Annotated in this window: 10 protein-coding genes; 4 read left to right on the top strand and 6 right to left on the bottom strand. The window is 36.7% G+C overall.

Annotated features, from left to right (window positions below):
• Nucleotides 1–252: 252 nt before the first annotated feature.
• On the bottom strand, nt 253–1623 hold the full coding sequence (locus D1839_RS06845; RefSeq protein ID WP_120379168.1) for a HAMP domain-containing sensor histidine kinase: 1371 nt from the start codon (nt 1621–1623) through the stop codon (nt 253–255).
• Nucleotides 1620–2288 (bottom strand): response regulator transcription factor, encoded by a 669-nt coding sequence (locus tag D1839_RS06840; RefSeq protein WP_120379167.1) that lies wholly within the window; start codon nt 2286–2288, stop codon nt 1620–1622. The genes D1839_RS06845 and D1839_RS06840 overlap by 4 nt, the downstream gene beginning before the upstream one ends.
• Before the next feature lie 366 nt (nt 2289–2654).
• On the opposite strand from D1839_RS06840, the gene D1839_RS06835 reads away from it, so the two are divergent.
• The gene (locus D1839_RS06835; protein WP_199689996.1) at nt 2655–4373 is read left to right on the top strand and encodes an ATP-binding protein; all 1719 of its coding nucleotides are present in this window, start codon (nt 2655–2657) and stop codon (nt 4371–4373) included.
• On the top strand, nt 4366–5088 hold the full coding sequence (locus D1839_RS06830) for a response regulator (RefSeq protein WP_120379165.1): 723 nt from the start codon (nt 4366–4368) through the stop codon (nt 5086–5088). The genes D1839_RS06835 and D1839_RS06830 overlap by 8 nt, the downstream gene beginning before the upstream one ends.
• A 112-nt stretch (nt 5089–5200) precedes the next feature.
• Here D1839_RS06830 and D1839_RS06825 read toward each other — a convergent pair whose 3' ends face one another.
• The 4 genes from D1839_RS06825 to D1839_RS06810 all read right to left on the bottom strand — a co-directional run bounded on the left by D1839_RS06825 (nt 5201) and on the right by D1839_RS06810 (nt 10002).
• Nucleotides 5201–6226, bottom strand: coding sequence for a 2-hydroxyacid dehydrogenase (locus D1839_RS06825; RefSeq protein WP_120379164.1), 1026 nt, complete (start codon nt 6224–6226; stop codon nt 5201–5203).
• Between the two features lie 91 nt (nt 6227–6317).
• On the bottom strand, nt 6318–7376 hold the full coding sequence (locus D1839_RS06820; protein WP_120379163.1) for an AEC family transporter: 1059 nt from the start codon (nt 7374–7376) through the stop codon (nt 6318–6320).
• A 532-nt stretch (nt 7377–7908) separates the two neighbouring features.
• Nucleotides 7909–8919 (bottom strand): 2-hydroxyacid dehydrogenase, encoded by a 1011-nt coding sequence (locus D1839_RS06815; RefSeq protein WP_120379162.1) that lies wholly within the window; start codon nt 8917–8919, stop codon nt 7909–7911.
• Between the two features lie 24 nt (nt 8920–8943).
• Nucleotides 8944–10002, bottom strand: a complete 1059-nt coding sequence (locus D1839_RS06810) for an AEC family transporter (RefSeq protein WP_120379161.1) — start codon at nt 10000–10002, stop codon at nt 8944–8946.
• A gap of 524 nt (nt 10003–10526) precedes the next feature.
• On the opposite strand from D1839_RS06810, the gene D1839_RS06805 reads away from it, so the two are divergent.
• Both D1839_RS06805 and D1839_RS06800 read left to right on the top strand, forming a co-directional pair.
• Entirely contained in the window at nt 10527–12257 is a 1731-nt protein-coding gene (locus D1839_RS06805; RefSeq protein WP_120379160.1) for an ABC transporter ATP-binding protein, read from the top strand.
• Complete coding sequence (locus D1839_RS06800; protein ID WP_120379159.1) at nt 12247–14100, top strand: ABC transporter ATP-binding protein; 1854 nt, start codon at nt 12247–12249, stop codon at nt 14098–14100. Before D1839_RS06805 ends, D1839_RS06800 begins: the two co-directional genes overlap by 11 nt.
• The last annotated feature ends 196 nt before the right edge of the window (nt 14101–14296 follow it).

The following is a 14296-nucleotide window of genomic DNA, read 5'->3' as shown; positions in this document are numbered from 1 at the left end:
TGTGCTACTTCACTTCGCCAGTGTCTATAAGCTGAGGTGATTTTAGCAGAACTACCACACCCCCGTATATAAAATAGTACTACATGAGTGAGCTGTGCAGCTTGCTCGAAACACATTCTTACGCTGAAAAGAAGTGGTCTTTTCAATGGAGCAGAAAAACGAACTAACACTAATAAAGAATGTAATTGAATTTCGCCCATTTTTGGCACAAAAAAAAGATCCCACAAAAGGATACTAATACCTTTCCTAGAATCATTGTTTATATCTTTTAATCTTTATGGTTGTTCCATGTTCACTTGACTTGATGTTCCAATCCAACCCCATTCCTTTAACCATCAAATCAACAATTGATAAACCTATTCCTGCACCTTTATGTTCAGATTTTTTTTCAAAACCTCGACCTTTATCAATAATGAGGAATGCATCATACGCTTCTTTCGATACTGTTTTCACTCCGATATACAGTCCATCTTTAGCGTGTCGTAATACGTTCTGAAGTAAATTATCCAAGATACGTTCAAACCAAGTGGGATCTACTAACCAATTCGATTTTTTAAATGTGGCTAACTCAATCTCTATTAAAAATTGTTCTTTTTCAAAAACAGGATACCACGAAGCTAAATAAGTACGTACTAAACGAACAATATCCACTTCTTTTAAATTTAACTCATACTTACTAGCCATCAGAATCGTATAGGAAACTAAGTTTTCAAGTAGTTTATCAACATCCATAATATGAAATTCTAACATTCGTAAAGATTGCTTAGCCTTATTGATTTCACACTCTCTTGCAAGCGAATAGATTTGGGCACGAATTTTCGTTAACGGCGTTCGTAAATCATGGGATAGATTGGCGATCAGTTCTCGTCGCAATTGTTCTTCTTCTCGCTCTCTTTCCTTACTTATCCTCAGTTCACTTACCATCTGATTAAAAGTTTGCTCAAGCTGTCCCACTTCATCCTTCTTTTTTACATGAATTGGAATGGGAAGCCCATCCACATCTCGTATCGTCATCGCCTCTTGCAATTGTAACAGCCGATCTCGAATCCTGCGGAAAAACAAAAATGAAATAGTGATAAATGCCATAATAATGAATATCATAGCAATGAAAAAAATAATCATATATTGGTCGTAAATTTTTTGTAATAGAGATTGAAAAGTGGATCTAGGAACTTGAAAAACCACCAAACCATTCGTTTCACTTTCTCCAACCAATGTAACAACAGTAAAAGGATCACCATCATAACGACTTTTCATAAATTTTGCCGTATAAGCAGGAGTCCATTGTGAAGGCAAGCTGCCCTCTTTTATGTTCATCTGCTCTGCTAAATATCCATTACCATCGACCCAAAACATAGACGCTTTTGGATAGTTTTGTTTCCATTCTTCAAAGAAGTCATGTATTTGGTTATGAGAAGCTTCTAATTTCCTTGCTTCTTTATACCATCTTTCCTCTATTTCATCATAGTTAGTCATATTTCCACGTTGCATATATTCGTTAGTTTCCGCCTCCCATAAAACTTCAAATATTGTATAAGTAGTTTGAATCAGGAAGATTAAGCATACAGCCATTACAATAATAAACATATATTTTGCTTGCAAAGAACGAAACAGATTGATCATGCCTTCACCCTATAGCCAATTCCACGAATCGTTTCTATAATTTTAGGTTTAGCAGGATTTTCCTCAATCTTTTCTCGTAAATATCTAATGTGAACCATTAAAGTTTTATCACCTTCTATGTAATCAGCTCCCCAAACACTTTCATAAAGTTGTTCTTTTGTTAGAACTTGATTAAGATGACGAATAAAATACTGGAACAAATGGTATTGTTTTCCTGTCAATAAGATGTCCGCTTCCTTTTTCCTATCAATAATCCGCATGTCTTTAGTATGAACTTCTAAATGACCAATTTCTAAAATGTCATTCGCTTTTTGATATCTCCTTAATAACACTTCTATTCTTGCTACTAGTTCATCTGGATGAAATGGTTTGGTTAAATAGTCATCCGCAAAATGAAGACCCTCTATTTTATCTTCTATAGCGGTACGCGCGGAAAGCAATAAAATTGGCAAATCACCGTTTTCATTTTTCATTCTTTTTCCAATCGAAAACCCGTCTAAACCAGGTAACATAATATCTAAAATAACAATATCTATATGCGAAAGGTGCCTATCTGCTTCTTCAGCAGATTTCAGCCATGTTACATCGTAACCTCTTCTTATTAAATCTTGCTTCACCCAACTACCTATTTCCTTCTCGTCTTCTATATATAAAACATGCACCATTACTTATCCTCCAAATCTTTAATAGGATGTGGTTAATTTTCCAACTACTGCATCCATTTCAAATCAATTCTTCACCATCGGGGATCAAAAGAACTTATTTTTATTTTTGGTAATAAGAGCAAATAGACCATACTTAATACCCGTTTTTTATTTTACATATCTATTATAATACTCGTATTCTATAATAAATAGTGTCAAATGATAAGCTAATTGGTCTTGCCTCCTCCCTATTCCCCTTAGTGGAAGAATAGATTATTTCCTGCTACAATAAAGTGGGCCTTCCATCAATGGGGGCGTCTTCCACTTTTATTGATGGATAAACCACAACGTTATACCTAAAGGCTCCTAAATACATCGGGAATTTAGGTGATATGTTCCCAAGTTAATAGCATCCTCACGCTTTCCAAAACGGGAACCTTTCGGCGTGATCTTCAAGTAAAAAACAGAAAGGATCTGGACAATATTAAAGATAAGTGGCTAGCTCGACTTTCATTAAAGAAAATGACAACTTTGCTCGTTTTATCATCTGTGCTTGCTTCTTTAATTGCTTCAGCCATTCTTTTAGATAATTATGTATTGGAGCGGGAGCATCGGACGGTTAAAAATAAAATAGCAAATGTGGCTAGAATGGTTGCTAAGGATATCCGTGTGGTTAACAAAGTAGAAGACTCACCAGCTGACCCGACCATTCAAAACTACGCCAATGAAGTAATGGATGCAACTGGTGTCAGCTTTGTCGTTGTTTTAGATAATGACCTCATTCGTAAATCACATCCGGATCAGAGTGTGATTGGAGGAACCTTTTCAAATGTTGAAGATGCCAGTAAATCACTAAACGGCGCCGAACATTACTCCAGGCATATCGGCATTCTTGGAGAAGGCACTCGCTTTTTTACACCGATTTGGAATGAAGAAGGTGAGCAAATCGGAATTGTTTGTGTAGGTTATGTGCAACAAACAATCAATGATGAGTTATGGAATGCTCGTAAAAATTTATATATTGGATTAGGCTGCGGACTTTTAGTAGGAATCATCGGTGCATTATATTTAGCCCGTTATTTAAAAAAAGTGCTGCTAGGTCTTGAACCCAAACAAATCGTTGCCCATATGAAAGAAAAGGAAATTATAATCGATTCAGTAAATGAAGCAATCATTGCCGTTTCTCCAAAACGAAAGGTACTTTTAGAAAATGTCAATTTCAACAATTTATTGCATAAAACGGAAGCCGCCTCCCACGCAATTCATGATGGCTATCTAAGTGAAAAAGTATTTTCTTTAATTTTTGACAACGTATTTGAAACCGAAAAACCCATTGCTAATCGAGTTATGGTCATTAATCATTTCGAATTTATTGTCAATGTACAACTTGTCTATATTGATAAGAATATCTATGGCGCAGTGGCAACATTATATGATCAATCCGAACTACAGCATCTCATCCGTGAGCTTAGCGGGACGGAGCAATACATTGATTCATTACGTGCACAGAATCATAAATTTATGAATCAGCTCCACACCATTTTAGGCTTAATTGAACTGGAAAAATACGCAGATGTGCATCACTTTGTCCGTGTACTCAACCATAATTACCACCGAGAAATCGGTTTTGTTACAGATAAAATTAAAAGCTCAGCGATAGCAGGTTTCTTACTTGGAAAAACAAGTGAACTGGAGGAACAAGGTGTTACCTTAACCATTGATGAGGATTCTCATTTTCCGGCTATAAAAATAGGCGAGATGCTACATGACTTATTGCTCTCCATGGGAATTCTCCTCGACAATGCCAAAGAAGCTGTGCAGAATAGCTCTAAAAAGCACGTCACCCTCTTCCTCCAATACGATGCAGATGAAGGTGTCATTATAATTGAAGTACAAGATACAGGCTTAGGCATTGAAGAGCATGTTTTGCCAAAAATATTCGAACGTGGTTATTCAACCAAAGGGGGAAATAGAGGCTATGGATTGGACGCCATTCAATCCATTGTAACTCATTATGATGGGCTTATAGATGTCCAGTCGAAACTTGGAAAGGGAAGCTCTTTCCGCATAGAAGTCCCATTCAACTGGAGGAACGAAGATGATTAAAGTAATAATTGTTGAGGACGACCCAATGGTGGCAACGATTAACCAACAATACATGGAGCGATCAGAAGGCTTCCATACACTTGCCACTGTAAGCAATATTAACGAACTATGGGAGGCACTTGAGAAGGAAACACCTGATTTAATCTTGCTGGATGTTTATTTACCTGGGCAAACAGGGATTGATTTTCTGCAAGAATTACGGCAAAAGCAGTTTTCAATTCCCGTCATAATGATTACAGCTGCGGATGACATGGCGACGATTAAAAAGGCGTTAGAATCTGGGGTCATTGACTTTCTTATCAAACCTTTTACGTATGAGCGATTTAAGGTCGCAATCGAAAACTTTTTGCAATACCATAGATTAACAACAAGTGTGGAGAAAACCGATCAGGAAACGTTAGACCAATTACTAATCAAGGAAAGAAATCCTATATCTTCAAGTAGTAATGAAATACTGACCCCACTCCCTAAAGGGTTATCCAAATTGACCCTAAAAAAAGTGTTACAAGCTGTGGAAAAACAAACCGATACGTTTTCTACAGAGGATATTGCTACAAGTATTCATTTATCGCGAATTTCAACAAGGAAGTACTTGCAATATTTAGATGAGATTGGCTATTTAGCCTCAGAGCTAGAATACTTAACTGTCGGGCGTCCAATCATGATTTATCATGTAGTTCCTGACAAGGAGCATCTCGTTACCGATTATAAATAATCCCTTCCTTAACAACATTCAGCCTCCCTGCATACCGTTATATCATTGCAACAAAAAGCAAGCACCTTCCGAGAGTAACTTAGAAGGTGCTAAATTTATTTCTGTGGGTCATTTACGAAACTGCTTGGCTTTTGTCAGGTAATTCTACAACATTTGACGTACTGCCTTTGGTAATAGTGTCGTAAAAATTTTCAAAGCTTGTCTCAATCATATTCGTTAGGGCCTCATCTGTATTTGAGCCAATATGTGGCGTTATAAGCACACGCGGGTATAAATCCACTAAAGCTTGTACAGTAGGGTCCAGCTTTTTCCCATCATTAAATTGTTGGAAAAATATGTCTTTTTCATTAGCAAATACATCTGTCCCGAAACCTTCTAATTTGCGCGTGCGAAGCGCCTTCAGTATTGCCTCATTATCTTGGAGCTCTCCTCTAGCTGTATTAATGAAAATAGCTCCATCTTTCATTTTTGCAATGAATTCTTCGTTAACCATTTTATCATTTTTACCTGGAAAATAAGGAACATGTAAGCTAACAATATCACTTTCTCTTAATAGATCATCTAGTTTCATAAAGGTAACGGTTTGTTTAGCTTCTTCACTTTGATACACATCATAACCAAGTACCTCTGCACCAAGACCTTTAAAAAGTTTTGCTTCCGTTAAGCCGATTTTACCTGTACCGACAATTCCTACCTTACAATTTCGGATTTCTTTGCTAAACATTACTCCATCCACTGTAAAGTCTTTGTTCGCTGTTTTGGCGGTCGTATAGGCAGTGTGCCGAAGTAAAGACATGGCAAGTGTTAATGCTAACTCAGCAATAGCATTTGGTGAGTATGAAGGTACTCGTGCTACATACATATCAAAATCAGCTGCTGCTTGTAAATCAATATGGTTATAGCCAACCGTTCTCGTAAATAAATATTTGACACCATATTTATGCATTTCTTGAATATTCTTTCGATCCGCCACACAATTTCCACGTAATAATACAGCATCCATTTCTTTGGCAGTCTCAATATTATCATGTGTTAATAATTCTTCAATCAATGTTAACTCAAAATTGTATTTATTTAACTTATTAAAAAATGGAACTTCATTTTCTCTTACTCCATAACAAGCGACTTTAATTGTCATTATTACTCTCCCCTTTATCGAAAATTAAGAATCCTCAGATATAAATTATCATATTTAACTTTTCTTTAAGTTTTGTTTTATTTTTATTTCCTTAACCAAAAAGATTTGTGGATGTAATCATATTGATCACAATAATCCATATCGGGATCATCACCACGGCGCTGATTGTTGACAATAAAGATGCATTAGAAGCGAGCAATGCGTCTTTATCAAAGCTAATTGCATATGCAGCTGCTACTGTTGCAGTCGGTGCAGCCATCATAATGACTATTGTTCCTACAGACACCGCACTCATAGTTAAAATTCCGGTAAGTGAAAGAATAGCTAAAACGACAATGTTAAGAATTGGAACTAAAATAACCTTGTTTGCACTATACACAATGGACGTACGATCCGTAATTGCCGTTTTAAAATCAATCGATCCTAAAGTAGATCCGATTGCTAACCATGCTAAAGGTGATGCTAAGCCGGCTAAATATGTCATTGGTTTGAATAACCATGGTGCAGTTTGATCAATTCTTAAGAATGCTACGGATGAAGTCGTTCCATCTGCTGCTACAACAGTCATTTGTGGTAAAGAATCTTGGAATACCCAGATAAACAAACCTACAAATGTAGCAATAACAATCGGATTTAAAAACATTTCTTTCAAGTTCTTAGCTTCCATTTTTAATCCACTCATTTTGATATAACCGTAAGAGTATAAAAAAATGCGATAACCAATATTAAAGATGGAAGCATATAGTACACCTTCAGCCCCATATATAGCACCAACAATTGGAATACCGAAGAACGTTGTGGAACCAAAAATAGTTAGAACACGTAATGTATCTTCTTTATCGCCTTTAAACTTGGCATACATTGGCTTCGTTACAATAATTAAAATAATATAAATGGCAATCCCCCAAATTAAAATGCCCATACCTTCCGCTAGTGATTCTTGGTCAATATCATTCATAAATGCTTTTAACGCAAGAGCCGGTAACGCTACAGATAAAACCACTCTTGATAGCATTTTTCCCACTTGGTCGCTGAAGATACCTTTTTTCCGGCAATAATATCCTAATAAAATAATGAACATTGTTGATGTAATAGCACTAATAATATTCATATCTGTAAACGTTGTTTGCATGACTTCTAGAATTTTCATTTTCTTTTCCTCCAAGTTCCTTTTGTGAATTTATTCACATGTTGTGTTACAGAAAATTAAGCCGGCTAATTCTTACATGTTTATAATAGTACAATGCCGTCAATTTAAGAATATAATCTAACTAAACTAACTTATGTAATTTAAGTAAGTGAAATATTGAGCAAATTTTTGTGTAAAGTGAAATTTCCCATGCATAAACCTTTCGCAGCAAATTAACTATAAATCGTCCTATAAGCAATTCAAAGAATATGCAATAACCAGTAAAATCTCCTGTTTAGCATCATATAAACTAAGACGATAAAGTGAAGTTTTCATTTATTCCCCAGAGCTTGGTAGTACTGTAATAGTATGACCTAAAGACCTCTTAACAAAATAGGGCATTTAGGTGCTGTTCTCTTCCGCTCAATACAGATTCCCACACCTGAAGTCGCAATCTTACAGCACCTTATATACGGGATAAAAGTAACATGATTTTAAAAAACAAAGGCAAAATAACGAGGTGAGTGCAGTTCTTCACCTCGTCTTCTGTATATTATTTGTTTGGTAACGATACAGCATTTGGTGTACTTCCTTTTGTTAATGTATCGTAAAAATTTTTAAAGCTGGTCTCAAGCATATTTTTTAATGCCTCATCAGTATTGGATCCTATATGAGGCGTAATAAGCACTCTTGGATATAATTCAATTAACGCCTTTACAATTGGATCAAGCTTTTCCTCGTTAGAAAACTTTTGGAAAAATATCTCTTTTTCATTTGCAAAAACATCCGTTGCAAATCCCGCTAATTTATTTGTTTGCAAAGCTTTCAAAATTGCTTCATTGTCTTGCAGTTCTCCCCTAGCGGTATTGATCAGTAAAGCTCCATCCTTCATCTTAGAGATAAATGATTCGTTTACCATTTTTTCATTTTGTTCTGGAAAATAAGGAACATGTAAGCTGACAACATCACTTTCTCTTAGCAAATGGTCTAATTCCTTAAAGGTAACGACTTGTTTTGCCTCTTCACTTTGATATATATCATATCCAAGCACCGTTGCACCTAGACCTTTGAACAATTTTGCTTCTGTTAGCCCGATTTTCCCTGTACCAATAATCCCCACCTTACAGTTTCGTATTTCTTTACTGAACATTACTGGATCTACTCTAAAATCCTTTTGTGCCGTTTTCGATGTTGTATAGGCTGTATGTCGTAATAAAGACATAGCTAAAGTTAACGCTAATTCCGCAATAGCATTCGGCGAGTAAGATGGAACCCTTGCTACGTACATGTTGTAATCTTTAGCCGCTTGTAAATCAATATGATTGTAGCCAACTGTGCGAGTAAATACATATTTAACTCCATATTCATATAGTTTCCTCATATTCTGCCTATCAGCAACACAATTGGCTCTTAACAAAATTGCATCCACTCCGTCAGCCGTTTCTATATTTTCATGAGACAGCAACGGCTCCAATAAATATAGCTGAAAGTTATATTTATTTAGATTATGAAAAAATGGAATTTCATTTTCTCGAACACCGTAACACGCTATTTTTAAAGTCACCCTTTATCTCTCCTTCCTGTTTGTTCATCCGAATATTGCTGTAGCGGCTATTAAATTAATGACAACGATCCATATAGGAATGAAAATGACTGCTGCTATCGTTGAAAGTAAAGATGCATTAGAAGCTAATAAGGCATCTCTATCGAAGCTGATTGCATAAGCAGCTGCTACAGTCGCTGTTGGTGTAGCCATCATAATTACGATCGTGCCTAAGGAAACATCACCGATAACTAAAATATTGGTTAATGCCAATATAGCGAGAATAACGATATTCAATATGGGAACAATAACCACTTTATTAAAACTGTAAAATAAGGATGTGCGATCTGTTATCGCCGTTTTGAGCCTAACGGAGCCTAAAGTTGCTCCAATGGCAAGCCAAGCAAGTGGAGAAGCAAGTTGCGCCAAATACGTCATTGGCTGGAATAACCATGGAACCGTTTGATCAATACGTAAAAATGCAACCTCTGAGGTCGTTCCATCTTCCGCTACCACACTAACCTGTGGTAAATATCCTTGGAAAATCCAAATAAATAACCCTAAAAACGTAGCAATCACAATTGGATTTAAAAACATTTCCTTCAAATTTCCAGCTTCCATTTTAAGACCACTCATTTTGATATATCCATAGGAGTATAGGAAAATACGATATCCGATATTAAAAATAGAAGCATACAATATACCTTCTGCTCCATAAATAGCACCGACAATAGGAATTCCAAAAAACGTAGTGGATCCAAATATCGTTAGCACACGTAACGTGTCTTGGCGATCTTCTTTAAACTTTAAATACATCGGCTTAGTTACAATAATTAAAATAATGTATATGGCTATCCCCCATATCAGGACCTCTATTCCTTCTGCTAGAGATTCTGCATCAATGTCTTTCATAAATGCATTGAATGCTAGTGCAGGTAAAGCAACTGTAAGAACTACTCTAGATAATATTTTTCCAACTTGATCATTAAATATATTTCTTTTGCGACAGAAAAAACCTAATAAGATGATAACCAATGTAGAAGAAATCGCACTAACGATGTTCATATCTGTAAACGTCTTCTGTATCTCTTGAAGTATAGTCATATTTTCTCTCCAAATTCTTTATTTGTTTATTTAAACCCTTCATAGGAATTGTAGTAGTTCCAATATCTTTAGAAAAATTTTTCCCTGATAGCAAAATAATATACAAATAAAGAGGGAATTTATTCAGGAGGAGTCTTTCTCTATAGAAAAGAAGGTTTACAAGCTAAAAATCTCAGGCTTTTTTGAAAAACAATAATGTTTTCTACGTGCGACGCCCGCTTCTGAGGTTTTTCTGATCCTTGAAAAAGAAGAATGCTCTTTCTACTTGAACCTCTTGAACAGCATCTGCCTACCCAAAACGAATCGAGCATTTAGACGCCACTCGCTAACTAGACATAAACTTCTTCGTACTATCTGTTTTGCGGTACCTTATATGTAGGACAAAGTGTAGTAGTGGACTACATCTATGATTGATTTCTTTTACACTAAACAACTATTCATTCACTAAATTAGGATATTGGATAAATACATCAAATCCATTTATAATAGGTAGAAATTGTGTAGCATCATGGGAGGAGGTCACCATGAAGACCGTTTTAGCATTTTTAAAACCTTATAAGCTGCCTGCAAGTATAGCCTTTATGCTCATGCTAGTTGAGCTAGCAGTTGAACTTTTGCTTCCATTTCTGCTTGGGAAGATGATTAATGAGGGTGTGGTGAATCAAGATTTATCGACCATCTTAGTGTGGGGTAGTATTATGATTGGACTTGCTCTTATTGCTTTCATAGCTGGAATTGTTAACTCATTTTATGCTTCTCATGTGAGCTGGGGATTTGCTTATGATCTTCGTGAAAAGCTATTTGCGAAAATACAGACATTCTCATTTGCTCAGTTGAATCAGTACCCAACATCGGCTTTAATGACTCGATTTACCAATGACATACGGCAAATGCAAAACACCATCTATATGATGCTGAGAATTATGTCTAAAGCACCGCTAATTGTTATTGGTGGTGTGACAATGGCGTTTGTTGTAAACGCTAAATTGGCGCTTATCTTTTTTATTTCCGTTCCCTTATTGGTTGTTTTTGTTCTCTGGGTATTAAAGGTTGCCAGTAAATTATTTCATCAGGTGCAAAAAAGTTTGGATAAACTAAACCAAGTGATGCAGGAAAACCTAAGTGGCATGCGGTTAATCAAAGCGTTCTCACGTAGAAATTACGAAGAGGAGCGATTTAAAGAGGCAAACCAGTCGTTAGCAGATAAAACAAGATCCACATTTCAATTTGTGGAAGCTTCCATGCCTGTTTTACTTTTTGTGATGAATATAAGCCTACTGTTTATTATTTGGTTTGGTAATTCACAAGTTACAGCCGGATCTACGAACGTAGGAGATGTCGTTGCGATCATCAATTATGCACTCAGAGTATCCATGTCCATTTCCATGTTCACATTCATTATTATGGCTTTTTCAAGAATGCGGGCCTCCACAAAGCGAGTAAGCGACATTCTTCGGATAGAGACGGATATAGAAAGTACAAAGACAGCTGACACTTCTTTAGTTATTAATCAAGGTGCAATTTCTTTCCAGCAGATTCATTTCACGTACCCAGAGCATGATAAATCTGTGTTACATGGTGTGAGTTTTAACGTAAAGAGCAGAGAAAAACTCGCAGTGATGGGAGCAACTGGTGCGGGAAAAACGTCTTTGTTTCAATTAATTCCTCGTTTATATGATGCAAGCAGTGGCACCATTACCATTGATAACAAAGATATTACAACCTATTCTGTAGATCGGCTCCGAGATAGTATTGGCTACGTACCGCAGTCTCCTTTGCTTTTTACAGGTACTATTAAAGAGAATATTACCTGGGGGAAACCTTCAGCTACTTTGAAAGAAATGATCCAAGCAGCAAAGGATGCGCAAATTCATGAAACGATCTTGCAATTAGAACAGCAGTATGAAACAAAAGTCGGTCAAAAAGGGGTTAATCTTTCTGGAGGTCAAAAACAGCGGATTTCTATCGCCAGAGCCCTAATTCGACAGCCGAAAATCCTTATGCTGGATGATAGTACTAGTGCACTGGATTTAACCACAGAGGCGAATTTACTAGAGGCTATCGACACCTATCATTGTACGACATTAATCATTACACAGAAGATAAGTACGGCTATGCGCGCTGACCGAATTCTCCTATTGGATAATGGGAAAATTTTAGCATTGGGGACACACCAATCATTGCTTGAATCATCCAAGCTCTATCAGCGGATTGTGGAATCCCAGTTTAGTAAGGAGGTTTCTTATGCTAAGTAAACAACTAAAACAGCCTTTTCAATACGAAAAAATACCCGTTTCATCGGTAACGGCTCACAAGAAAAAGCGTGCGCAAGATACAGCGGGGACAATTAAACGCATTTGGTCTTACTTAGCGAAAGAAAACGGAAAATTAACGCTCGTTATTTTAATGGTGATTGCTAGCTCTGCCTTAGGTCTTTTAGGCCCGTTTATGATTGGCATGGCGGTAGATGATTTTATTGTCACTAAGCAAACTACAGGGCTAGTCACATTATTAATCTGGCTCGCGGTCATTTACCTGTTACACTCCTTATCCATTTTCCTGCAAAACTACTGGATGATTAGCATTGCACAAAATACGGTTTATGCTTTAAGAGAAGATTTATTTCAGCAATTTCACCGCTTGCCAATTGCTTATTTTGATAAACGGCAACATGGAGAATTAATGAGTAGAATTACAAACGATATTGATAATGTAAATAACACGCTAAACCAGTCAGTAATCCAAATATTTTCCAGCGTCCTTACATTAACTGGTACGATTGGTGTCATGCTTTACCTAAGTCCAATACTTACAGCTATAACGATGGTTATTATACCAATTATGTTTTTTGCTATTCGCTGGATAACAAAACGAACAGGACCATTATATAAGCTGCAGCAAAAGAATTTAGGTGAAGTAAATGGGTATGTTGAAGAGATTGTATCTGGACAGCATATCGTAAAAGCTTTTTCTCAAGAGAAGCGTGTCATGAATGAATTTGAAACACGTAATCAACAATTGAATCACGCAGGATTTTGGGCATTAACCATTTCTGGATTTATTCCTAAAGTGATGAACATGCTCAATTTCCTTAGTTTCGGTCTGATTGCACTAGCAGGCGGTATCCTAGCTATTTACGATATCGTAACCGTTGGGATTATTGTTATTTTCACGGAATATGCGAGGCAATTTACACGTCCCTTAAACGAACTATCCAATCAGTTTAATATTCTATTATCAGCAGTAGCTGGTGCAGAGCGCGTATTTCGCGTTATGGATGAGAAGCAGGAAGAAACAGATGAGAAAACTGCGCAAAAGCTCCATGACACAAACGGACACATTGTTTTCGACCACATTTCTTTCGGCTATGAGGATAGTAATATTCTACATGATATAAGCTTTGAAGCAAAACCAGGAGAAACCATTGCTCTTATTGGTCATACTGGTGCAGGAAAAACAACAATCATTAACTTAATCTCGAGATTTTATAATTATGATAAAGGTGAAATTTATTTGGATGGTATACCACTAAAATCCATTCAACGGTCGAGTCTAAGAAAACATATGGCCTTTGTTTTACAGGACGCCTTTTTATTTCGAGCAACGATACGTGAAAATATTAGGTATGGTCGCTTGGAAGCGACTGATAAAGAAGTTATCCAAGCAGCTAAGGATGCAAACGCCCATGAATTTATTCAACAGCTTCCAAATGGGTATGACACTATGTTAGATCAAGATGGCAGCGGAATTAGTCAGGGACAAAGACAATTGCTTACCATCGCGCGCGCTTTATTAGCTAAACCGAAAATCTTGATTCTAGATGAAGCGACCAGTAATATTGATACCATAACGGAGTTAAAAATTCAGGATGCTTTAAAGTGTCTAATGAGGGGAAGAACAAGCTTCGTTATTGCCCATCGTCTCAATACCATTCAAGAGGCGGATAGGATTATCATGCTACAACATGGGGAAATAATAGAACAAGGCAGTCATGAACAATTGATCGCTTTAAAAGGACAGTATTATCAGTTAAATAAAGTACAAAGGCGCAAGCGCCCGTTTAGCAACGTAGCGAGTGGAACGAAGCAACTGAGGTAAAGGAATCATGGTGAGGCACGAACCAATGATGACTTATCGGAGGGCGATTCGTGAAGTCGCCTAGTTGCTGGGCGATGAAGCCGGACGTGGCTAAATAACTTTGTAAGTTTATCCACATTTGGAAAATTTTATAATTTCCTCACTAGCGTTGCATAAACTTTTTATTTCAAAGTCAAGCGAAAATATCTTGTACCAA

This window comes from Roseburia sp. 1XD42-34 (assembly GCF_009917385.1).
Classification (GTDB): domain Bacteria; phylum Bacillota; class Bacilli; order Bacillales; family Amphibacillaceae; genus Virgibacillus.
The sequence above is the reverse complement of the archived record's forward strand: the minus strand, read 5'-3'. Positions and strand labels throughout refer to the sequence as shown.

Coding starts and splice junctions, on each gene's coding strand:
- D1839_RS06845 (WP_120379168.1), bottom strand. CDS start 1,623: ATGATCAATCTGTTTCGTTCTTTGCAAGCAAAATATATGTTTATTATT.
- D1839_RS06840 (WP_120379167.1), bottom strand. CDS start 2,288: ATGGTGCATGTTTTATATATAGAAGACGAGAAGGAAATAGGTAGTTGG.
- D1839_RS06830 (WP_120379165.1), top strand. CDS start 4,366: ATGATTAAAGTAATAATTGTTGAGGACGACCCAATGGTGGCAACGATT.
- D1839_RS06825 (WP_120379164.1), bottom strand. CDS start 6,226: ATGACAATTAAAGTCGCTTGTTATGGAGTAAGAGAAAATGAAGTTCCA.
- D1839_RS06820 (WP_120379163.1), bottom strand. CDS start 7,376: ATGAAAATTCTAGAAGTCATGCAAACAACGTTTACAGATATGAATATT.
- D1839_RS06810 (WP_120379161.1), bottom strand. CDS start 10,002: ATGACTATACTTCAAGAGATACAGAAGACGTTTACAGATATGAACATC.
- D1839_RS06805 (WP_120379160.1), top strand. CDS start 10,527: ATGAAGACCGTTTTAGCATTTTTAAAACCTTATAAGCTGCCTGCAAGT.
- D1839_RS06800 (WP_120379159.1), top strand. CDS start 12,247: ATGCTAAGTAAACAACTAAAACAGCCTTTTCAATACGAAAAAATACCC.